This window comes from Paracoccus actinidiae (assembly GCF_030863885.1).
GTDB lineage: Bacteria > Pseudomonadota > Alphaproteobacteria > Rhodobacterales > Rhodobacteraceae > Paracoccus > Paracoccus everestensis.
Genome location: NZ_CP132956.1, coordinates 2,879,506 through 2,900,264, shown reverse-complemented (window position 1 = coordinate 2,900,264; position 20,759 = coordinate 2,879,506). Strand labels below are relative to the sequence as shown.

General features: G+C 67.3%; 19 protein-coding genes. 6 read left to right on the top strand and 13 right to left on the bottom strand.

All coding sequences use genetic code 11. From position 1 onward, the window contains the following. Positions 1–13 precede the first annotated feature (13 nt). Both Q5701_RS14455 and Q5701_RS14450 read left to right on the top strand, forming a co-directional pair. A complete protein-coding gene (locus tag Q5701_RS14455; protein ID WP_306751685.1) occupies positions 14–727 on the top strand; it encodes a Crp/Fnr family transcriptional regulator in 714 nt (237 codons plus the stop codon). A 3-nt stretch (positions 728–730) separates the two neighbouring features. After that, positions 731–2,608, top strand: a complete 1,878-nt coding sequence (locus Q5701_RS14450) for an adenylate/guanylate cyclase domain-containing protein (protein WP_306751684.1) — start codon at positions 731–733, stop codon at positions 2,606–2,608. Here Q5701_RS14450 and Q5701_RS14445 read toward each other — a convergent pair. Both Q5701_RS14445 and rsgA read right to left on the bottom strand, forming a co-directional pair. Continuing rightward, a complete protein-coding gene (locus Q5701_RS14445; protein ID WP_306751683.1) occupies positions 2,566–3,129 on the bottom strand; it encodes a FecR domain-containing protein in 564 nt (187 codons plus the stop codon). The two genes, Q5701_RS14450 and Q5701_RS14445, sit on opposite strands and share 43 nt — an antisense overlap. Before the next feature lie 163 nt (positions 3,130–3,292). After that, positions 3,293–4,327, bottom strand: coding sequence for a ribosome small subunit-dependent GTPase A (rsgA, locus tag Q5701_RS14440; protein ID WP_306751682.1), 1,035 nt, complete (start codon positions 4,325–4,327; stop codon positions 3,293–3,295). Positions 4,328–4,547: 220 nt separating this feature from the next. Here rsgA and Q5701_RS14435 point away from each other — a divergent pair, with 220 nt between their 5' ends. Further along, positions 4,548–5,588 (top strand): fatty acid desaturase, encoded by a 1,041-nt coding sequence (locus tag Q5701_RS14435; RefSeq protein WP_306751681.1) that lies wholly within the window; start codon positions 4,548–4,550, stop codon positions 5,586–5,588. Between the two features lie 21 nt (positions 5,589–5,609). On the opposite strand, the gene Q5701_RS14430 is transcribed toward Q5701_RS14435, so the two are convergent. The 10 genes from Q5701_RS14430 to Q5701_RS14385 form a co-directional block, all read right to left on the bottom strand. After that, positions 5,610–6,287 (bottom strand): spermidine synthase, encoded by a 678-nt coding sequence (locus Q5701_RS14430; RefSeq protein ID WP_306751679.1) that lies wholly within the window; start codon positions 6,285–6,287, stop codon positions 5,610–5,612. 121 nt (positions 6,288–6,408) lie between these two features. Continuing rightward, positions 6,409–7,971: a nitrite reductase gene (locus Q5701_RS14425; protein ID WP_306751677.1), complete on the bottom strand. Its 1,563-nt coding sequence runs from the start codon at positions 7,969–7,971 to the stop codon at positions 6,409–6,411. Then, positions 7,946–9,319 carry a heme d1 biosynthesis radical SAM protein NirJ gene (gene nirJ, locus Q5701_RS14420; RefSeq protein ID WP_444875280.1) on the bottom strand — a complete coding sequence of 458 codons (1,374 nt, stop codon included), beginning with the start codon at positions 9,317–9,319 and terminating at the stop codon, positions 7,946–7,948. Before nirJ ends, Q5701_RS14425 begins: the two co-directional genes overlap by 26 nt. Before the next feature lie 11 nt (positions 9,320–9,330). Further along, positions 9,331–9,828, bottom strand: a complete 498-nt coding sequence (gene ahbB, locus Q5701_RS14415) for a siroheme decarboxylase subunit beta (RefSeq protein WP_306751676.1) — start codon at positions 9,826–9,828, stop codon at positions 9,331–9,333. Continuing rightward, on the bottom strand, positions 9,825–10,307 hold the full coding sequence (locus tag Q5701_RS14410) for an Lrp/AsnC family transcriptional regulator (protein WP_306751675.1): 483 nt from the start codon (positions 10,305–10,307) through the stop codon (positions 9,825–9,827). Before Q5701_RS14410 ends, ahbB (Q5701_RS14415) begins: the two co-directional genes overlap by 4 nt. Continuing rightward, positions 10,304–11,281, bottom strand: coding sequence for a siroheme decarboxylase subunit beta (ahbB, locus tag Q5701_RS14405; RefSeq protein ID WP_306751674.1), 978 nt, complete (start codon positions 11,279–11,281; stop codon positions 10,304–10,306). Before ahbB (Q5701_RS14405) ends, Q5701_RS14410 begins: the two co-directional genes overlap by 4 nt. 2 nt (positions 11,282–11,283) lie before the next feature. Beyond that, positions 11,284–12,438 carry a cytochrome D1 domain-containing protein gene (locus Q5701_RS14400; RefSeq protein ID WP_306751673.1) on the bottom strand — a complete coding sequence of 385 codons (1,155 nt, stop codon included), beginning with the start codon at positions 12,436–12,438 and terminating at the stop codon, positions 11,284–11,286. Next, positions 12,435–12,749: a c-type cytochrome gene (locus Q5701_RS14395; protein WP_306751672.1), complete on the bottom strand. Its 315-nt coding sequence runs from the start codon at positions 12,747–12,749 to the stop codon at positions 12,435–12,437. Before Q5701_RS14395 ends, Q5701_RS14400 begins: the two co-directional genes overlap by 4 nt. Further along, complete coding sequence (cobA, locus tag Q5701_RS14390) at positions 12,742–13,575, bottom strand: uroporphyrinogen-III C-methyltransferase (RefSeq protein WP_306751671.1); 834 nt, start codon at positions 13,573–13,575, stop codon at positions 12,742–12,744. Before cobA ends, Q5701_RS14395 begins: the two co-directional genes overlap by 8 nt. Positions 13,576–13,606: 31 nt before the next feature. After that, positions 13,607–15,514, bottom strand: coding sequence for a nitrite reductase (locus Q5701_RS14385; RefSeq protein WP_306751670.1), 1,908 nt, complete (start codon positions 15,512–15,514; stop codon positions 13,607–13,609). Positions 15,515–15,722: 208 nt separating this feature from the next. Between Q5701_RS14385 and Q5701_RS14380 the strand changes: the two genes are divergently transcribed. From Q5701_RS14380 to Q5701_RS14370, 3 genes are all read left to right on the top strand, one after another. Then, positions 15,723–17,921, top strand: a complete 2,199-nt coding sequence (locus tag Q5701_RS14380) for a NosR/NirI family protein (RefSeq protein ID WP_306751669.1) — start codon at positions 15,723–15,725, stop codon at positions 17,919–17,921. Beyond that, positions 17,918–18,805 (top strand): FAD:protein FMN transferase, encoded by an 888-nt coding sequence (locus tag Q5701_RS14375; protein WP_306751668.1) that lies wholly within the window; start codon positions 17,918–17,920, stop codon positions 18,803–18,805. Before Q5701_RS14380 ends, Q5701_RS14375 begins: the two co-directional genes overlap by 4 nt. A 186-nt stretch (positions 18,806–18,991) precedes the next feature. Continuing rightward, a complete protein-coding gene (locus Q5701_RS14370; protein WP_306751667.1) occupies positions 18,992–19,447 on the top strand; it encodes a hypothetical protein in 456 nt (151 codons plus the stop codon). A gap of 82 nt (positions 19,448–19,529) precedes the next feature. Here Q5701_RS14370 and repC read toward each other — a convergent pair whose 3' ends face one another. Next, complete coding sequence (repC, locus tag Q5701_RS14365; protein WP_306751666.1) at positions 19,530–20,615, bottom strand: plasmid replication protein RepC; 1,086 nt, start codon at positions 20,613–20,615, stop codon at positions 19,530–19,532. Positions 20,616–20,759 lie beyond the last annotated feature (144 nt).

Below are 20,759 nucleotides of genomic sequence, written 5' to 3'. Positions count from 1 at the left end.
AGGATGCATGGCGATGGAAATGCCCCCGACCACACCGGCAAGGGCGGCGTTCTGGCGGTCCTTCCCGATCTTTCAGGATCTTGGAACGGAAAGCCTTGCCCGGATCGCCGCCGTGGCCGGGGTGGAACATTGGGCCGCCGGCGCCTTGCTGTTCCAACGCGGCGATCCGGGCGGCTATCTGGTGGCCCTGGCCTCGGGGCGGGTGCGGCTGGCGATCACGACGCCGCAGGGCCGCGAACTGACGCTGCGCCACGCAGGACCGGGCGATCTTCTGGGCGAGATGGCGCTGTTCGATGCCGAACCGCGGTCGGCCGATGCGGTGGCCCTGGTGGAAACGGCGGGCCATGTCCTGCACCGCTCGGCCTTTCGCCAGATCGCCCAGCATGATCCGGCGCTGATGGACGGGGCCGCCCGCTGGCTCAGCCGCCGCTTGCGCGAAACGACCGAGCAGCTGGAAGGCATCGTGCTTTACAATCTCGAATCCCGGTTGGCGCGCTTTCTGCTGGCCACGCTGCGCCAGATCCATGGCGACGACCTGCCGCCCCATCCCGCGCTGCGTCTGGACATCAGCCAGTCGGATCTTGCGGCGGTTCTGGGGGCCAGCCGGCCCAAGGTGAACCAGGCCTTGCAGGGGCTGCGCGACGGGCGCGCGATCACGCGCGACGGGACCACCCTGCTGTGCGACGTGGCTGCCTTGCGCCAGATCGCCGAACCGGCGGCGGATTGAAGGGTGGCCCGCCGCCTGAAACGCGGGCGGGCACGGCTGATGCTGGCGGGGGCCGCCATGGCCCTGGGCCTTGCGATTGTCGTGCTGAACCCGCCCCCCGGCCTGCGGGCGTTGCAGGACCGGGTGTTCGACGCGATGATCCTTGCGCTGCCGCAGCGGGGGGATCCGGTTCCGCCGGTGCGGGTGATCGACATCGGCGCCACCGGCCAGACCGGCGCGCCCTGGGACCGGGGCGACACGGCGCGGCTGGCGGCGCGGCTGGCCGGGGCGAACCCGGCGGTGGTGGCATACGACATCGTCTTTTCCGGGGATTGCGGGGCGGGGGAAGTCAATAACGCGCTTACGGCGGCGCTTGCGCAGGGGCCTGCGGTGCTGGGCTTTCTGCTGGCGGATACCGGGCCGCCGCCGCCGTCCCGTCCTTCGCTGGCCCTGGCCGATGGCGCGGCCCGCCTGCTGTGGCGCGCGCCGGGGGCCGAGGCCGCCTGCCCGGCCTTTGGCGCCGCCGCGACAGCCGGATCGGTCGCCATGGCGGGGGAAGCCGACGGCAGGCTGCGCAAGGCGCCCGTGGGGGTGATCGTCGCCGCCACCCCCTTTCCGTCGCTGGCGGTCGAGGCGGTCCGCATCGCGACCGGACAGGCCGCCGTGCTGCTGGGACCGTCGCCCGCGCCCTGGCTGCGGATCGGCGGCAAGCGCGTCCCGCTGGACAGGGACGGGCAGGTCCGGCTGCATCCCACGCCTCCGGGCGTCTGGAGCGACCGGACCCTGCGGGCGGAGGCGGTGCTGGCGGGCGCCGATCTGGCATCCTTGCGCGGCGCGGTGGTCTTCGTGGGCAGCAGCCTGCCCGAACGCGGCGGTTTGCGGCCGACCGCCGTCAGCCCATTGCAGCCCTCGGTCCAGATCCATGCCGACCTGGCCCAGGCGCTGCTGTCCGGGACCGCGCCCCACCGCGACGCCCTGTCGCCCCGGTTCGAGGCGGGCTTTGTCGCGGCAGCCGGTCTGGTGGCGGTTCTTGCCGTGCTGGCGCTGCCCGCCCTGCCCGCCTTTGCCGTATCGGTGGGGATCGCGCTGATCTGGGTTGCCGCCTGCCTGCTGGTGCAAAGGCAGGGCGGCAGCCTGATGGATCCGCTGATCCCTGCGGGGGCGGTCCTGTCCACGGCGCTTTTGTCCCTGATCAGCCGGGCGGCGCAGATCGGGCGCGCCGAACGCCTGCTGCGCCGCCGGATGGGCCAGCTTCTGCCCGGTTCCGTCATCGCCCGCCTGGTCGAGGATCCGCATCTTCTGAAGCTGGAAGGCGAGGCGCGGATCGTGACGGCCCTTTTCACCGACATCGAGGATTTCAGCCGCATCACCCACAGCCTTGGCCCGCAGGATCTGGTGCGGGTGCTGGACGCCTATTTCAGCCTGACCTGCGGCATCGTGCTGAAGCACGGAGGCATGATCGACAAGCTGGTGGGGGATTCGGTCCACGCGCTGTTCAACGCCCCGCTGGATCTGCCCCGTCATGTCGACGCGGCCCTGGCCTGCGCCCTGGAAATCCATACCGCGACCGAGGCGTTCCGCCGCCTGCCGGACCAGGTGGCGGCAGGACTGGGGCGCACCCGCATCGGGATCGAGACCGGACCGGCGGTCCTGGGCGATGTCGGATCGGGCGCCCGGATCGACTATACCGCCCATGGCGATGCCGTGAACCTGGCCGCGCGGTTGCAGGAAGCGAACAAGGATCTGGGCACGGCCATCTGCATCGGCCCCGCGGCGGCGGCGGCGTCAAGCCTGCCGCTGCGGTCGCTGGGACGGACAGACATCCGCAGCTTTGGCCCGATGCAGGTCTTTACCCTGGGTCACAGCCCGACGCTGGCAAAGGCGGCGGCGATACGGGCCTGACCCCAGCGGACCACCGGGCCGGGCCTGCCGCCGGGACGGGCGATGTCGATCCCCTCGCCCGGACCCAGCACGGTGAACCCGCCGACCTGGTTGTTCATCCTCACCTCCACGGTACCGCGCGCGACGAAGACGGCGAAGACGCCGTTGCTTGGCCCCGCAAAGAACCGGGTGCCGCGCACGCCGATGCGCGCAAAGGCGGAACGGACCGTCAGGTCGATGGGGGGCAGATCCTCGGGCCGGTCAAAGACCATGGCGCCGCCCAGGCTGATCTGGCCGCCCAGGTTGGCCGTGAAGCTGTCGATCTTCAGTTCGCTGCTGGGACCAAGGCTGATCCGCGTCGCCTGGGCCAGCATCAGTTCGGCCAGGCTGCGCGGGTCGGTCCGAACGGTGTCGCCGTCGAATACCGCATCGCGGGCGCGCAAGGGGGACAGCTTTCGGGCGCGCAGCAGGACGGGGGCGCCGGCCGTGCGGACTGCATGGCCGATCTCGCCCGCGGCGCGCACCTGCGTGGCCAGCAGCATCGCTGCGGCTCCGGCAAGAACAAGGCGGCGGGGGCAAGGCATGGCGGCCCGGGGGGACAAGAAGCGATACCGCCATGGTGGCAGCAAACGCGGCGCGCATCAACGGTTTCGCGGCCCGTTTCCGTTTTCCGGCGGGAAAAGGCAGCAGAAGCGCTCGGGGGCGTCAGCGCCGCTTGCCGGGGGCCTTTGTGACCTTGTTGCCGCGCGGCCCCGACTGGACGGGGGTATTGCTGCGGTTTTCCTCCAGAAGCTTGCGCCAGCGATCGACCCGTGCCGGATCCAGCGTTCCCGCAGCCACCGCCGCCCGGACGGCACATCCCGGTTCATGGGAATGGGTGCAGTTTCCAAAGCGGCACAAGGGCGCAAGGTCGGCGATCTCGCTGAACAGCTGGTCCAGTCCTGCGGAAATATCGCTGACGTGCAGCGTGCGGATCCCCGGCGTATCGATCACCCAGCCGCCCCCGGCAATGGCGTGAAGCGAACGCGAGGTGGTCGTATGGCGGCCCTTCGAATCCGCCTCCCGGATCGGGCCGGTCGGCTGGGCATCGGCGGGCGCCTTTGCCGAAAGCGTGTTCAGCAGCGATGATTTCCCCACCCCGGACGATCCCACAAGGGCCACCGTCTGGCCCGCGCCGCACCAAGGGCCAAGCGTCATCGCCGCGTCCGGCGACCGGGCATTCAGCGCCACCACCGCAAGCTCGCGCTGCAGGCCTTCGACCTGGGCCCGGTAAGGCCCGACATCGGCGACCTGGTCGGCCTTTGTCAGGACGATCACCGGCGTCGTGCCCGCCTCGTTGGCCAGCGCGAGATACCGTTCGATCCGCGCGGCATTCAGGTCGTCGTTGCACGAGGTGACGATGAACAGTGTGTCCACGTTCGCCGCGATCAGTTGCGGAACCCGGCCTCCCTCGGTGCGCCGTTGCAACAGGGTCTTGCGCGCCAGCCTGCGGACAAGCAGGTGGCTGTCCGGCTGGGCCAGAACCCAGTCCCCGACCGCGTAGTCGGCGGTATTGGCATGAACGGGCAGCGCCAGCCTGACCGGACCCGACAGGGATTCAGCGGTCATCCGGGCGCGGTGGACGGTCGCGATGCGCATCCGCGCAAGACCGGTTTCCGCCGGATCCAGCTGGTCGTCGAAAAACGCCGCCCATCCGAGCGACGCCAAGGAACGGGATGGCTGGTCCGAGTCATGGGTCACAGCCGATTTACTGAACCGGGGGCTTGCCCGATGCAAGGCCGATCTTGCGCCACGGCGCGGTATTGCAAAAGACGCGGTCGTGGCCGTTCCTTCGACCCCGATAATCCGCCAGCCGTGCTTTCGGTATCTTGTCTGGGCACAAGGCCTGCCCTAGATGATGGGGAACAAGGAAACGCCGTGCGGGCCGATGGCCATACGTGGCTCAAGCTCAAGGGCGGCGATGGTGACATCATCCGAAGACAGGCCTGCCGCGCAGGTTCGCTCGGCCAAGGACTGGGTCCGCATCCTGGCCAAGTACCGCGAGCCGTCCACGCGCCGCAGCGTTCTTGAACTGCTTGCCACGCTTGTGCCCTTCACGGTGCTGTGGGTTCTGGCCTGGATGTCGATGCCGATCAGCCCCTGGCTGACGCTTGGCATCGCGATCCTCAATGGCTTTTTCCTGGTGCGGATCTTTTGCATCCAGCATGATTGCGGCCATGCCTCGTTCTTTCACAGCCGCCGGGCGCAGGACTGGGTGGGCCGGTGCCTGGGGGTGCTGACGCTGACGCCTTATGACGTGTGGCGCCGGACCCATTCCATCCACCATGCCCAGCACGGCAATCTTGACCAACGCGGCATCGGCGACGTGCTGACGCTGACGGTCGCGGAATACCGCGCCCGCGGCCGCTTCGGCAGGCTGATGTATCGCCTTTACCGCCATCCCGTCACGCTGTTCGGGCTGGGACCAAGCTATCTGTTCCTGTTGCAGAACAGGTTGCCGCTGGGCCTGATGAATGCCGGCCGGCGCTACTGGGTTTCCGCCATGGGAACCAATGCCATGATCGCTCTTGGTCTGGCGGCGATGATCTGGCTGGGCGGTCTGATGCCGGTGCTGCTGATCTTTCTTCCCACCGTCGTGGTTGCCGCGACGATCGGGGTCTGGCTGTTCTATGTCCAGCACCAGTTCGAGGAAACGCACTGGTCCGAAGGGGACGCCTGGCAATTGCACGAGGCGGCCCTGGCGGGATCGTCCCATTACGTCCTGCCCGCGCCGCTGCGGTGGATGTCCGCCAATATCGGCATCCATCACGTCCACCACCTGTACAGCCGCATCCCTTTCTATCGCCTGCCCGAGATCTTGCGCGACCATGCCGAACTCGAGGTCGCCCAGCGGCTGACCCTGTGGGAAAGCCTGCGTTCGGTGAACCTGCACCTGTGGGACGAAAAGCTGAAGCGGCTGACATCGTTCCGCGAGGCCCGGCGGCGCTACGGCGCGGCGTAAGCCCGCCCGCGATCCCGGCCTTCAGCCCGTCCGGGCTGCGATCCAGATCGTGTGGCGGTTGCCGCCCTTGCCGCCATGAGCGCGGACCATCTGCGTGGTGACATCGAAGCCGCAGCGGGAAAGCCGTTGCGAAAAGGCCAGGGCCGGTGCAGCGGACCAGACCGCCAGCACGCCGCCGGGGGCCAAGGCCCGGCGGGCTGCCCCGAGGCCGTTTTCATGGTAAAGGGCCTGGTTGCCGGGACGGGTCAGGCCGTCGGGACCGTTGTCCACGTCCAGCAGGATCGCGTCGAACTGGCCTGTGGCCTCGCGGATCATGGCGCCCACGTCGCGCGTCTCGACCCGCACGCGCGGATCCGCCAGGCAATCCCCAAAGACGGATGCCATGTGCTGCCCGGCCCAGCCGACAAGCTCGGGCACGATCTCGGCAACGACAAGGCGGGCATCGGGGGGTGCTGCGGTCTGGGCGGCCCGCAGGGTGAAACCCATGCCCAGGCCCCCGATCAGCACCTGGGGGGCGGGCCTGCCTGACAGACGCGTCAGCGCCAGCCTGGCCAATGCTTCTTCCGAATGGCCCAGCCTGCTGTTCATCAATTCGTTGCCGCCCCCAAGGCGGATCGAGAATTCGTCGCCCCGGCGCAACAGCCTCAGCCTATCCCCGTCCGGCGCTGTGGCCGTCGCTAGGTGTATCCAGGGAAGCATCGGGGAAATCCTGTCGTTGAAAGCCGATGCCCGGCCTATCCCATCCGCATGGGCAATAGAAGGGTCACGCGCCCCCCTGCCCTTCCCGAACCACCGAACGCCAGCAATGCCGCCCCGGCCGTCAGTGGCTTGTGCCGTCCGAAAAGGTGATCTTGTTCCAGACGTTGTATTTGCCCGACGGCTTGCGCATCGGCAGGCGCTTGACCTCCTCCAGCGTGTGGGCGTCGTAGACGACAAGGGCGCCGTCATCCTCCCATACCGATACAAGCGCATATTTCCCGTCGCGGGTGAATTCGGTATGCGCGGCGGTCTTGCCGGGGGCCGGGGTCAGGGTCCGCACGATCTCCAGCGACTGCTTGTCGATGATGTGGATCTCGTCCTTGCGGTCGCTCATGAACACGTCCGCCCAGACATAGGGCGATGTCTCGTGGCTGCGCAGGAAAAATCCGGGGCCGTGGGTGGGGATCTGCCTGACCAGGGTCCAGTCGGTCATGTCGATCACCGACAGCACGCCTTCGTTCAGATGCGGCGTGGCCATGACCTTGTGGCCGTTCCGGTCCCAGGTGATGCCCGAACCCAGATGCGGCATCCCCGGCAGCGGCAGTTCGGCCACCTTGCCGCCGCTGGTCAGGTTGATGACGACGCCCTTGGTGCCCTCGCGGTTGGTGCCGATCAGGTTCTTGTAGCCCGGATCGAAGAAGAAATCGTCCAGGGGTTCCCCGGTGGGGATGCGGCGGCGGGCGAACAGCCCTTCCTGCGCGCCAAAAGCCTCGACCGCGCCTTTTTCATAGCTGTGGACATACCCATCGTGAAAGGGTCCGGCGTCCGGGTGGGTCGCTATCTCCCAGATCTCGGGGGCGTCCTTCAGGGCCAGGATGAAGCTGCGGCGGTCGGGCGCCTGGTAGACGGCGCTGACGCGGCTGGGGGTGCCGTCGCGGGCCACCACGTCGATCACCCGGACGGGTTCCAGCGTGTCGGTGGACAGGATCGTCAGGGTCTGCGGCAGGTAATTGGCGACAGCCAGCCATTTGCCGTCATGGCTCATGGCGATGTTGCGGCTGTTGAGGCCCGCGCGGACCCGGCCCACCTCGGCCAGGGACCAGATGTCGTATTTCTGGACCCAGCCGTCGCGCGACATGATGAAGACAAAGCGTCCGTCGGGCGAGAATTTCGGCCCGCCATGGACGGCATAGGGCGTGGCAAAGCGGTCCAGCACCGTCAGCCGGTCGCCGTCCAGCACGCTGACATGATGATCGCCGGTCTCGACGACCAGGGTGATGTTCATCGGATCGGCGTCAAAGACGGGGGCTGCGGCGGGGCGGTAATCCGGCGCCATGTCCCGGCTGGCGGTGATGTCCGCCACGGTCCAGGCGGGCGTCCGGGCCAGGGGCATCTTGATGAAATCCACAAGCGCCTCGATCTGTTCGCCCGACAACTGGTCCGCGAAGCCCGCCATCTGCGTCAGCGGGCGGCCATGAGCAATCACATCGGCGATGCCCCGGACACGGCCCAGGGTTTCTGGGATCAGCGCCGGTCCGGTGCCGCCCAGCCGGCCTGTGCCATGGCAGGCGGCGCAATGGCTTTCATAATCCGCAGCCGGGTCGGCCATTGCCTGCGCCGGAACCAGCAGCGCGGCCAGCAGCAGCCCGCGGATCAGGTCAGAAGAAACGATGGGCCGGATCATGGCTTTTCCCCCGGAACGGCGTGACGGCAAGGCGGCCCAGGTCGTCATGGACGCCGATCTGGGCATTGGACAGATAGCAGGCCGGATCCTCGGCCCAGGGGTCGCCGGTCAGTTGCAGCGCGCGAATCCGGGTATTGCCGCCGCACACGTCCTTGAACGCGCAGGCCCCGCAGCGGCCCTTCAGCGGTCGGGGCCGGGTGCGCAGGGTCGCCAGCATCGGATCGTCGCCGGTCCACCATTCGCTGAAGGGCCGTTCCTTGACGCTGCCGACCGTATAGTCCGACCAGTAGGTATCGGGATGGACCTTGCCCTGGGGGTCGATGTTGGCGACGCCCAAGCCGCTGGAATTGCCGCCCCAGGCCACCAGATGGTCGCGCACATGGGCAACGGTGGCCGCATCGAAGTTGCGTTCGGCCCAGTGCATGAACCACACCGCATCGGCGTCGTTGTTGCCGGTCACGATCTCCAGCGGGCGGTCTTTGGACAGCGCGTCCCAGCCCCGTTCGATCAGGATGTCCATGGCGCGGCGGGTATGGGCGTGTTCCTGGTCGTCCCCCCGGTGCTTGTCGCCGCGACCCGCATAGACCAGGTGCGACAGATAGAACTTGTCCACCCCTTCGGCCTCGCACAGATCCAGCATGGCGGGCAGGAGGTGTGCGTTGTCGCGGGTGATGGTATAGCGCAGGCCCACCTTGACGCCCCGCGCCTTGCAGGCCCGCACCCCGGCAAGCGCATTGTCGAACGCGCCGTCCACCCCCCGGAACCAGTCGTTCACGGCCCCGATCCCGTCCAGGCTGATGCCGACATAATCAAAGCCAAGCGCCGCCACCCGGTCGGCCGCGCCCGGATCGCCCAGCTTCGTGCCGTTGGTGGACAGCGACAGGTGGCGGAAGTCCAGCTGGCGGGCGCGTTCGGCCAGGTCCCAGAAATCGAACCGCGACAACGGCTCGCCCCCCGACAGGATCAGCGCGGGGATGCGAAAGCCCGACAGATCGTCCAGCACGGCCATGGCCTGCTCATGCGTCAGTTCGCCGGGAAAGACATGATCCGAGGATACCGTATAGCAATGGCGGCATTTCAGGTTGCAGGTGCGCGTCAGGTTCCAGATCACCACCGGCTTGACGCTGCCGGGCCGACCCCGGCGGACGACCGGGGTCGGCCGGACCAGTTGGTGCATGTATTGGGTCAGGCGGAACATCGCGTCCCCTTTCAATCGTCGCGCAGGCGCAGCCCGGTCTTTTTCAGGATGCTTCCAGATCACCACCGGCTTGACGCTGCCGGGCCGACCCCGGCGGACGACCGGGGTCGGCCGGACCAGTTGGTGCATGTATTGGGTCAGGCGGAACATCGCGTCCCCTTTCAATCGTCGCGCAGGCGCAGCCCGGTCTTTTTCAGGATGCGCGTGGAATACAGGATGTCGTGGCCTTGGCAGGCGTCGCCCAGGATCGCGGCAACGGTGGCGCGCTTTGCCTCGACCTCGGCGCGGTCAGAGCCGTGCAGCATGGCGAACAGGTTATAGGGCCATTGGGGCCGCGCGCGCGGGCGCTGATAGCAATGGGTGACGAAAGGCAGCGCGCCGATCCGCGCCCCCAAGGCCGAGATGCGGTCGTCCGCCACGTCCCACACGCTCATCCCGTTGGCGGTCATGCCCAGGGCGTAATGGTTCGGCGCGACCGCAATGCGGCGGATCGCGCCCCGGTCCTGCATCGCGGCCATGCGGGCGATCACCTCGGCCTCGGTCAGGCCAAGAGCCGATGCGATTTCCGCATAAGGCGCGGCGACCAGCGGCAGTCCCGCCTGCGTGGCCTGCACGATGCGCCGGTCGATGGGGTCCAGGGCGGCAGGGTCAGGCATCATGCCCGCACCCGGAAGCCGATGAAGTATTCCTCCAGCTTTGGAAACAGCATGACCTTCAATCCCGTCTCCTGTTCGATGGCGCGGGCGGTGCGGTCGATGCCGCCGGGGGAATCGGTGGCAAGGACGAACCACATGTTCAGCGCGTGGGTGCGTTCATAATTATGCGCCACCTCGGGATACGCATTGACCTGTGTCATGACGGCGTCGAAACGGTCCGGGGGCACGGCCATGGCGCAAAGGCAAAAGGCCCCGCCCATCTGGGCCGCGTCGAAGAACGGTCCAAAGCGGGTGATCGCGCCCAGATCGCGCAGGCGCGACAGGCGGGCGATCAGATCCGCGCCGGTGATCCCCAGGGCCGCGCCCGCGTCGTCATAAGGGCGCGGGGTCAGCGGAAAGCCGTCCTGCAAGGCGTTCAGGATGGCGCGGTCGGTCGCGTCCAGGGCGTCATGGGGCAGGACGGTGCGGGTGGGACGGGTCATGCGGCCTCGATCAGGGCGCCGTGCTGCTTGAAGCATCGGGTGGAAAACAGGATCTTGTGGGACGCGCCCGCCAGTTCGGGCAAGGCGCGGGCGCGGTCCAGGACGGCCATGGCCTCGGGGCGGGACTGGGCGTGGATCATGCAGAACAAGGGCCAGTCCCAAACGCCCGGCACGGTGCGGCGCTGATAGCACAGCGTGACGCCCGGAACCCGCGACAGCGCAAGCCCGGCGGTTTCCACGCAGGCGGGCTGCCAGACGACCATCGCATTCGCCACCCATCCAAGCGCCCGATGACGCACGATGACGCCGACGCGGGTCAGGATGCGGGCAGCGGACAGCGCACCGATGCGGGCGATAACATCGGCTTCGCTGCGGTTCAGGGCGCCGGCCAGTTCCGCGAAGGGCCGGGAAACAAGCGCCAGTCCCCCGGACAGCGCCTGCATCAGCGGACGGTCGTCGTCGCGCAGGGCCGTCATGTCCGCCTGACGGTCCAGGATCATCGCCGCGCGCGGGCCGCGCAGGCGAAAGCCCAGGTCGATGTTGAAGGGCCTTTCCAGGGGCAATGACAGGACCGCCAGGCCCGACGCGGCCTCGATCCGGGCAAGCGACGCCGCCAGATCCGCGTCCGACGGGGCCGTGGCGACGAACCACAGGTTCCAGTCATCCTCGCGCAGATAGGAATGGTTCACGCCGGGTTCAGCGCCCACGATGGCCGCCACCTCCTCGATGCGCGGGGTCGGGATCGACAGGGCGGCAAGCGTGGATGCGCCTGCCGTATTCGGGCGGCAGGTGGCCCCCACGCGGGCGATGCAGCCCTTGTCGCGCAACCCGCGCAAGCGGGCCAGCACGTCGCCTTCGGTGGTGCCAAGGCTTTCTGCCATGGCCGCGAAGGGGCGCGGGACCAAGGGCAGGTCGCGCTGGAATTCGTCCAGCAGGCGGCTGTCCAGGCAATCGGGGTCGGGCGTGTCGCGCATGATCACAACCCCGTCCGGTGCGCGCGGGCGGTAAAGAAGATGCCGGACGGGGCCTGCGCCGGTATCTCGCCCAGCTTCTGATAGGTGCGAGCGTCCAGGATCACCACCTTGTTGTCGTCGCGCGCCGACAGCCAGACCTCGCGCCCGCGCGGCGTGAACTCCATATGCAGGATGCCCTTGCCCGGTTCCAGCCTGTGCTTCACCTGCTGCGTCAGGGCATCGATCACCTGCACGGTCCCGTTGTCGGGGGTGGCAAAGTTCACCCACAGCTCGCGCCCGTCAGGGCGGGCGGTGACAAAGACCGGCTGGCCCGCGACATCCGTGCGGCCGGTTTCCCGGCCCGTCGCCGCATCGGCCCACAGCACCTGGTGCAGGCCCACGGCGGGCAGGGCATAGGTCGCGCCCGCCAGCGTCCAGCCTTGCAGATGCGGCATCTTGTAGACCGGCAGGTCGGGTTCGTTCCGGCCGTAATCGGGCAGGATGCGGCGGGGTTGGGGGGGATCCTGCCACAGGTCGATGGTGGTCAGCCCCTTTTCGCCGAACAGCCCGACGACATAGGTCCGCCCGTCCGCCGTCATCAGCGCGTCATAGGGGTTCGCGCCGACCCCTTGGATCCGCGTGACCTGCGGGTTGGCGGGGTCGGCGGAATGGTCGAGCACCCAGACCTCTCCGCTGTCCCAGGTCGCCACGACGAAGCGTGATCCGGGCGCGTCGGCAAGGCCCACGGTCTTGGACCCCATCGGCACATCGGCCACCTGCGCCAGCGTGTCCGCGTCAAAGACCTTGACCCCGCCCGGTTCGTAATTCGACACCGCGACCAGCCGGCCGTCGTCAGATATCGCGCCGCCGATGGCGTTGCCTGCCTGCACCACGCGGTTTTCCAGCCTGCAGGCCAGGATATCGACCTTGGACAGCCCCCCGTCCCGGCCAAAGACATAGGCAAAGCGTTCGTCGGGCGAAAATGTAAGCGAGGCATGGGACAGATCGCCCAGGCCCTGCACCCGGCACAGCGCCGCGCGGTCGGACTGGTCCACGACCAGAACGGATCCGCTGGCCCGTTCGATCACTACGCCCAGATCGCCGGTGCCGCGCGGTTCCCCGGCGGATGCGGCAAGCGGCAGGACCAGGGCAAGAACGGTCAGGCAGGGGCGGATCATGGGGCTTTCTCCTTCATCAGGTATCGGGCGATCCAAAGCGCCTCGGCGGGGGAAATCAGCGGTCGCCAGGGCGGCATCGCGGTGCCCGGCACGCCGTCCAGGATGATCGTCGCCACCGTTTCGGGATCAAGGCCGGACAGCGCCTGGGGCGTGATGGCCTTGCCAAGGCCGCCCTTCATCGTCAGCCCGTGGCAGGATCCGCAATCCTGGATCACCATGTGTTCCAGTTGCGCCTGCCGTTCGGGCGTGACGGCCATGGCGGGACCGGCCAGGGCCAGAAAGGCTGCGGCAACCATCCAAGGCTCAGCCATGGCCGACCAGGCGCAGATGGGCGGGACGCAGGTCGCGCGGCAAAGGCAGCGCGGCGGTTTCGTAAAGCCCGGCCACGCGGCCGATGACGAACAGGACCGGCGCCTCGATCGGCCTGCGGGCAAGATCGGCGCCGATCTGGGTCAGGTTCGACAGCATCCGAACCTCTCGCGCGGTGGTGGCATGGGCGACGGCCAGAACCGGCAGATCGACCGGCATTCCGGCGGCGATCAGGCGGGCGGCGATTTCGGCCATGTTCGCGGCGCCCATATAGACGACCAGCGTCGTGTCGGGGTCAGCCAGGCTGTGCCAGTCCAGATCCAGCACCGCGTCGCGCGCCCGGTGGCCGGTGACATAGCGCACCCCGGTCGCAAGCCCGCGATGCGTGAGCGGCACCCCGGTCGAGGACGCGGCCCCCTGCGCCGCCGTGATGCCGGGAACATAGGCATAGGCGATCCCCGCAGCGGCCAGTTCCTCGGCTTCTTCGGACCCGCGCCCGAAGATCAGCGGATCGCCGCCCTTCAGCCGGATGACCGTGTGACCCTCGCGGGCAAGGTCCACCAGCATCTGATTGATCTTGTACTGCGGCACCGAATGAAAGCCCGCAGCCTTGCCGACCGGGATGCGGCGGGCGGCGGCGGGCGTCAGGGCCATGATCTCGGGGCTGACCAAGCGGTCGTGGACGACAACCTCGGCCGCCTGCAGCAGCCGCAACGCGCGGACCGTCAGCAGGTCGGGGTCGCCCGGTCCCGCGCCGATCAAATAAACCTTGCCCGCCATGTCGGTGATCCCTTGCAGTTGAGGCTGGGGAAAGCGGGCGCGCGACATGGGGCCGCACGCCCGCAGGGCATTCAGGCGATCAATAGATGTCGCCCTGGGTGTTCTTGACGTTGAACTTGCCCGTGGGCGTCACAAGGCGTGGATCCTTGATGACGTGCTTCAGTTCCAGCGTCTTGTCGTCCACCACCACGATGGCCGATTCCTGGTCCTTGCCGTTCCAGACCGAGAACCAGATTTCCGTGCCGTCCTTGTTGAACTCGCCCTGGACGACGCGCGGCTGGCCTTCGCTGATCCCGGCCCATTCCGTGATGGGCAGTTCGATGATTTCGGGATCGGCGCCGTCCCCGGTCATCGCGTCGATCTTGAACACCGCGACCGAACCCGAAATCGAGGGTTCGGGGTTCAGCGTCGCGTCGACATAAAGATGGTTCGATCCGGGATAGGTTTTCACGAACAGCGAACCGCCGCCCAAGGCCGGGAAGCTGTCCACGATCTTCCAGGCGCTGTCGGCGTGGCCTTCCGGGTCGGTCCCAATCAGGGCCACCGAATCGTCGCCCAGGTGCGATGTCGCCCAGACCGGCCCGAAGGTCGGGTGGACGAAGTTCGCGCCGCGGCCCGGATGCGGGGTTTCGCCGCCGGTGTCGGTGATCGCCTCCAGCTCGCCGTCCTTGGTGTCGATCACCACCAGCTTGCCGCGTGCGTTTGCCGCTGTTATAAAGTAACGCTTGGTGCTGTCCAGGCCGCCGTCGTGCAGGAAGCGTTCGGCCTCGATTTCCGTGATCTTCAGGTTCTTCAGGTCGGTGTAATCGACCAAGTGGATCTTGCCGGTTTCCTTGATGTTGACCAGGAACTCGGGCCGGTAGTGCGAGGACAGGATCGCCGCCACCCGCGGTTCGGGGTGATAGGTCTGTTCGTCATAGATGTTGCCGCGGGTAGAGACGATCTTCAGCGGCTCCAACGTCTGGCCGTCCATGATGACGTATTGCGGGGGCCAGTATGCGCCGGCGATGGCGTATTTGTCCTCCCACCCTTCCATCTTGGATGTTTCGACCGAACGGGCCTCGGCGCCGATCTTGATGGTGGCGACGATGGCAGGATCTTCCATCCACAGGTCGATCATGTCTACCTTGCCGTCGCGGCCGATCACCAGCAGATACCGCCCCGAGGCCGACATCCGGCTGATATGGACGGCATAGCCCGTGTCCAGCACCTTCCTGATCTCATAGGTGCCCCCGTCGATCAGCGCGATCTGGCCCGCATCCCGCAGCGTGACGGAAAACAGGTTTTCCAGATCCCAGTCGTTCATTTTCTCGGTCGGGCGCTCTTCGGGCGGGACGACGACCTGCCAGCTGCTCTTCATCTCGGGCATACCCCATTCGGGGGGACTTGCCGGATCCTGCAGGACATAGCGGGTCATCAGGTCGATCTGACGTTCGTCAAGCTGCCCGGAGGTTCCCCAGTTCGGCATCCCGGCGGGCGATCCGTATTCGATGAAGGTTTTCAAATAGTCATAGCCCAGTTCGCGCGTCAGGTCGGGCGTCAGTGCCTTGCCGGTCGCGCCCTTGCGCAAGACGCCGTGGCAGCCCGCGCAGCGTTCGAAATAGATCGTGTTCGCCTCGTCGAATTCGGCCTGGCTCATCGCGGGCACGCCCTCGGGGGTGCCAGGCACCGCAAGCTGTTCCTGCCCAAGGGTGGTCAGCGAGGGTTCATACTGGTCCTGGGGCTTGGACGTGTGGTCCTCGACTTGGGACTTGGCCCCGGCCTGTTCGCTGGTGGTCAGCTGGGCGCCTTCGGACCGGGGCAGTTCCTGGACCTCGGTCTCGGGACCGGCCTTGGGGCCTGTGACCTGGTTGAGATCGGCGTTGTTTTCAATGGTGGCGTCGTCGGCCGGGGCGGTGGCCGCGGCTGGATCAGCGGGGGCGGGATCGGCCGTCTGGGCCGACGCGAAACCTGCGCCGAAGACCAGGGCCAGTGCCGCCGATGCCATAAGCGACATCCTGGCTGTATGGGCTGGGAACTTCATGAATCCTCTCCATCCTCCTGGTGGGGCAGGCAGGACGTTAACAACTCCGTGAGGTCTGTCCTTGATTTCGGTCAAGGCCGGATGACGGAAATTGCGCAAGTGTTCCCCGTGACGGCCCGCTGCGACGCTTGGCCACGCACAAAGGCGTCAAGGGGCGCGTCCGGGATTGTTCATGAACCTGCTTGCATCCCTTCGCCCCCTTGCCCGCGCGGCCGCAATCCTGTCGCTGCTGGCGTCGGGACTGGCAGGGCCGGTCCATGCCGCGCCCCCTGCCCTTGCAGCGGCTTCGGAAACGATCGCGCCGGCCGCCCCTGATGCCGTTCTGGCAGCCGCCCTGTTCCAGATGCCGCCGGGCAGCACGCCCATGCTGACGCGGCAGGAAACCCCGGTGCCCGGCTGGACGGTCGCGGCGGATGGCCGTGTCCTGGGCCTGATCGGCTCGACCTGGGAACTTGCCGGATCCACCGGCTATTCCGGCCAGCCGCTTGACGTGCTGGTCGCGGTCGCCCCCGACGGCCGGGTCGCGGGGGCGCGACTGATGCGGCACGCGGAACCCGTGCTGACGCTGGGCATCTCGGACGCCGACATCGCCGCCTATGTGGATGGCTTTCGCGGCTATGACACGACGCGCCCCGTCGAGGGTGCGGGTGTTCCCGACGTGATCTCGCGCGCGACGGTATCGACCGGGGTGATCCGCGACGGCATCCTGCGCAGCGCCCGCATCCTGGCCGGGGCACAGGCCGACGGCGGCGTGATCGACCGCGTGGCCCATGCCCCCGCCGACTGGAACGCGCTGACGGCGATGGGCGCGCTGTCCCATGCCCGCGCCACGATGGCCGATGCCGCCGCCGCGATGCCCGGTGCGCGCCCGCCCATCGCCCCCTCGGACGCGGCCTGGTTCGAGATGTGGACGGGCGTGATCGACACCCCCACCGCCGGGCGCAACCTGCTGGGCCAGCAGCGCCTGACGGCCCTTGCGGGCGGCATCGGCCCGGGCGAGGCCTTGCTGGGCGTCTTTTCGCGCGGCCTGCAATCCCATCGCGGCACCGAATACCGCCGCACGGGGCTGTTCCAGCGGATCGAGATCGCCCAGGACGACATCCGCCTGGTGCCGACCGCCGATGCCTTTGCCGCAATCCCCCGGCTGGAAATCGGCGGCGCCCCTGACCTTAGGGAACGCAGCGTGTTCCGCTTCAATGCCGATCCCGACGCGGGCGGCATCGACCTGACCCGGCCCTTTCGCGTGACTGTCACGACATCGCGCAACGGCGCGGGCGGCGCTGTCCTGACCCTGCCCGTCACGGCCACGCTCGCCCTGCCCCAGGCGTTCCGCATCGCCGCGCCGGAACCCGATGTTCCACTGTGGCAGCGGTTCTGGATGGAAAAGCGTCCGCAGATCGCCTTTGTGGGCGCCATGCTGGCGGTGCTGGGGTTGATCCTGTTCGGGCAGGAATGGCTTGTGCGCCGTCCCCTCCTGTGGCGGCGGGTGCGGCTGATCTATCTGGCGACGACGCTTGTCGTCTTGGGCTGGGGCCTGAACGCGCAGTTGTCGGTGGTCCAGGTCATCGCATTCCTGCACGGGCTGGTCTTCGATTTCCGTTGGGAAACCTTTCTGGTCGCGCCCCTGATCTTTGTCCTGTGGTCGGCGGTGGCGCTTGGGATGCTGTTCTGGGGACGAGGCGTCTTTTGCGGCTGGCTGTGCCCCTTTGGCGCCCTGCAGGAACTGACGAACGCCGCAGCCCAGCGGCTTGGCGTCCGCCAGATCGCCGTGCCCCAGGCGCTGCATGAACGGCTTTGGGTGATCAAGTACACGCTGTTCGTGGGCCTGGTCGCGTTGTCCTTTTATTCCATGAACCACGCCCTGGTCATGGCCGAGGTCGAGCCGTTCAAGACCGCGATCAGCCTGCGCTTCCTGCGCCCGTGGCCCTTCGTGCTGTATTTGGTCGCGCTGATCGGCGCGGGCCTGTTCATCGAGCGCTTCTTTTGCCGTTACCTATGCCCCCTTGGCGCGGGGCTGGCGCTGCCCGCCAAGCTCAAGATCTTCGACTGGCTGAAGCGCCGTCCGCAATGCGGGCGCGAATGCCGGCTGTGCGAGACAAAATGCACCGTGGGCGCGATCGACCCGCTGGGGCGGATCAATCCCAACGAATGCGTGCTGTGCCTGCGCTGCCAGGTCATCATGAACGATCCGGGAACCTGCCCTGTCCTGAAACGCCGCGCGCGGGGCAGCGACGCCCCGCCCTTTCCCACGGCCCCGGCATCCCCGCCCGTGCCGCCGCCCCTCCACCCGACGCAGGTTCCCGCAGGCGCCCATGACGGCGCGGCGGACCGCCAGCCGCCGTCCATTCAGTCCCAGCAGGTGACGCCGTGACAAACGCTGCCTTCAGCCGCCGCCGCTTCCTTGCCCTGTCCGCCGCCTGTGCCTGGGCCACGCCCGCCCTGGCAGAGACTCGACACCGATGGCAGGGCGTGGCGTTGGGCGCGGACGTGGCACTGACCGTCCAAGGCGGTCCGGGTGCGGCCGCCCGCGCCTTTTTCGCCGAGGCCGCGCGCAGCCTGCGCGGCATCGAGCGGCAGTTTTCCCTGTTCACCGGATCCGAGTTGCGCCGCCTGAACGCCATGGGCAGGCTTGCCCATCCATCCGACGACCTGCTGGCCGTGTTGCACCTTTCCGGTCAGGTGCATGACGCGACACGCGGCATCTTCGATCCGACCGTTCAACCCTTGTGGCAGGCCCGCAGGCTGGGCCAGGACGAAACCGCCGCGGCCGCCCTGGTCGGATGGCGGCACGTCCGCATCGACCCGGCCGAGATCCGCCTGATGCGCCCCGGCATGGCACTGACGCTGAACGGCATCGCCCAGGGCTTTGCGGCCGACCGCCTGGCCCAGGTTGCGGCCCGCCATGGGCTGGACCAGGTTCTGATCGACGCAGGCGAGGCGCGGGCCATCGGCCCCGCCCCATGGAGCGCAAGGATCGCGGCGCCCGATGGCACGATCATCCGCGAACTGGCCTTGCAGGACCGCGCGCTTGCGACATCGGCAGCCTTCGGCACCCGGATCGGTCCCGCGGGAAACCGGGCGCATATCATCGGCCCGGCGGGCCAAGGCCCCTTCTGGTCGGTGGTGTCGATCAGCGCGAACAGCGCCGCGCTTGCCGATGCCTTGTCGACGGCCGGCGTGCTGATGACCCGCCCCGCGATCGAGACGGCCCTTGCGGCATTTCCCCAGGTGCGGATCGAGGCGCTGCACGCCTGATGCAGCCCCGATAATGATCCCGGCGTTCCCGCATGGTTGCCGCGTCACTGGGAAAGCCAAAAAGGCCGTGCAATATCCTGTCATTCCAAGGTCGTTCGGACGCCCGGGGGCTTGACCTGTGGCGGGACTGGGGCAAACTTTCCTTTGTGGCGATGGATAGTCGGCAAGGATGCCCAGGGTTTCACAATGGACACATATCTTTCTGCGGCACGGGATCTGGTGGTCGAGGGAATGCGCGAAAGCCAGGTCGCGCTGTCCCCGGGGCTGGAGTTTCATTTGGCCCTCACCCTAGCCAGCTATATGCACCGCCCGCTTGCGCCGGACCGATTGACGGTGCGCCTGATGGACGCGGGGCAGCGGCGGGCCCGGCCAAGCGAGTCGCGCCGGATCGGGGACGAATGCCTGATCTCTTGCGCCTTCTTTGCCGCACGGCTTGTGCGGCGGGGCGGCACCATTGTCCATTATGCGGGGGTGGGACAGACCGCCTATGCGAATGCCGGGATGCCGGAAATCGCCAGCGGGTTTCCCGATATGCTGGACGTCCTGCAGGCAAGCCGCCCGACCATCCGGGAAAGGCCCCTGCCGAACCGTGATGGGGATGGTGCCCCGACCTTGATCCTGTCGCCGCGATTGAAGCACTGACATCCCCTGCCCTGTTTTAAGATGAATATTGCAGCCGCGTCCGTGAAACCACATCGGCAACCGTCCGCAGAGTTGACAGCTGTCAACTTGGGCAGGCCGCGCCGCTGCGCAGCAAGGCCATCACCATGGGTCCAACGTCGAGATCATGTGACATCGACAGACGCCGCAGGTAAGCGCCGGGGCTGCGAATTTGAGTAAATCTCTGCAGAATGCAAGCCAAGGCAATTGATGCGCGTCTGTCCCCCAGCATTCGCCGGGCGGATTGCCAGGTTTCCGTCGTGACCCCCATCATCGGGCGGACGAATTCGGCCAGTTGCGACAGTCCCTGCCAGTCTTCTATTGCTCGGGTGGCATAGGTTTCCATCTCGGGGGCAGCTTTCAGGACTATCGCCAGGGGTGGAAGCTCTTGCTGGTCATCGCCCCTATCAGATTCATGGAGATCAGAGTCTGCATTATGTTGGTGCCGCTCATTTCGGGCGTCATTGCCGCTTGATTTCGTTGTTTCCGCACTATGCTCACTGTTGCTGTCAAGCAGTTCACGCAAGCCTGCCTCCATCGCAAAGAGTGCATCAAGATCCAACTTGCGACGCAACTGGCGTTGCATTTCGGCCAGATCTTCATGGAAAATGCATGCATTGTTTTGATGCTCTAGGACGGCGCTCACGTCTCTCAACAGCAGAAACACGGTCTGGCGCAACTTGCGTGTTAGGCGGCGTGTTTCTTGTGCCGCTTCCGCGGCGGCACTGATCGTCTCTGCTTGGTGCAGGAGGGGGCTCAGGTCAAAGCCGAAGATCCGGTCGATCTGGCCTTTCCCATCGCGGGTCGCATAGCGTTTTCCATTGGGGCTGTCATGGCGCAGGATCATGCCTGCGTCGATCAAGACCGCGATATGGCGTCGCAGGGTGCTTTCCGGCATCCCGTGCAGGCGCCCTGACAGGCTGGCATTCGACGGGAACACGGTCAGCGGCCCCGCGGCCAAATCGCGCGCCGGATGGAACGACAACAAAGCCGAAAGAACCGACAGATTGCGATCGCTCAGGCCAAAGGCTTCGCGGCCATCGGTCAGGTCGCGCAGGATGGCCCATTTGTCCACGGCCAGGACTTCGCCCGTGGGCGGGCAACCCATGACCGGCCGCCGCCCGATGGACGTCGTTGAAATATGTCTCATTCGTGATGTCACAAGGCAAAGGAATTGCCTTCGCCGGAACCGACGGTGTTGACAGCTGTCAACTTTAGCCGTTATCTTCGAGGTGCGAGATCGAGAGAACGGCCCTTTGGGATGTCATGTCCTGGGGGGCTTTTCTTTTGCCGT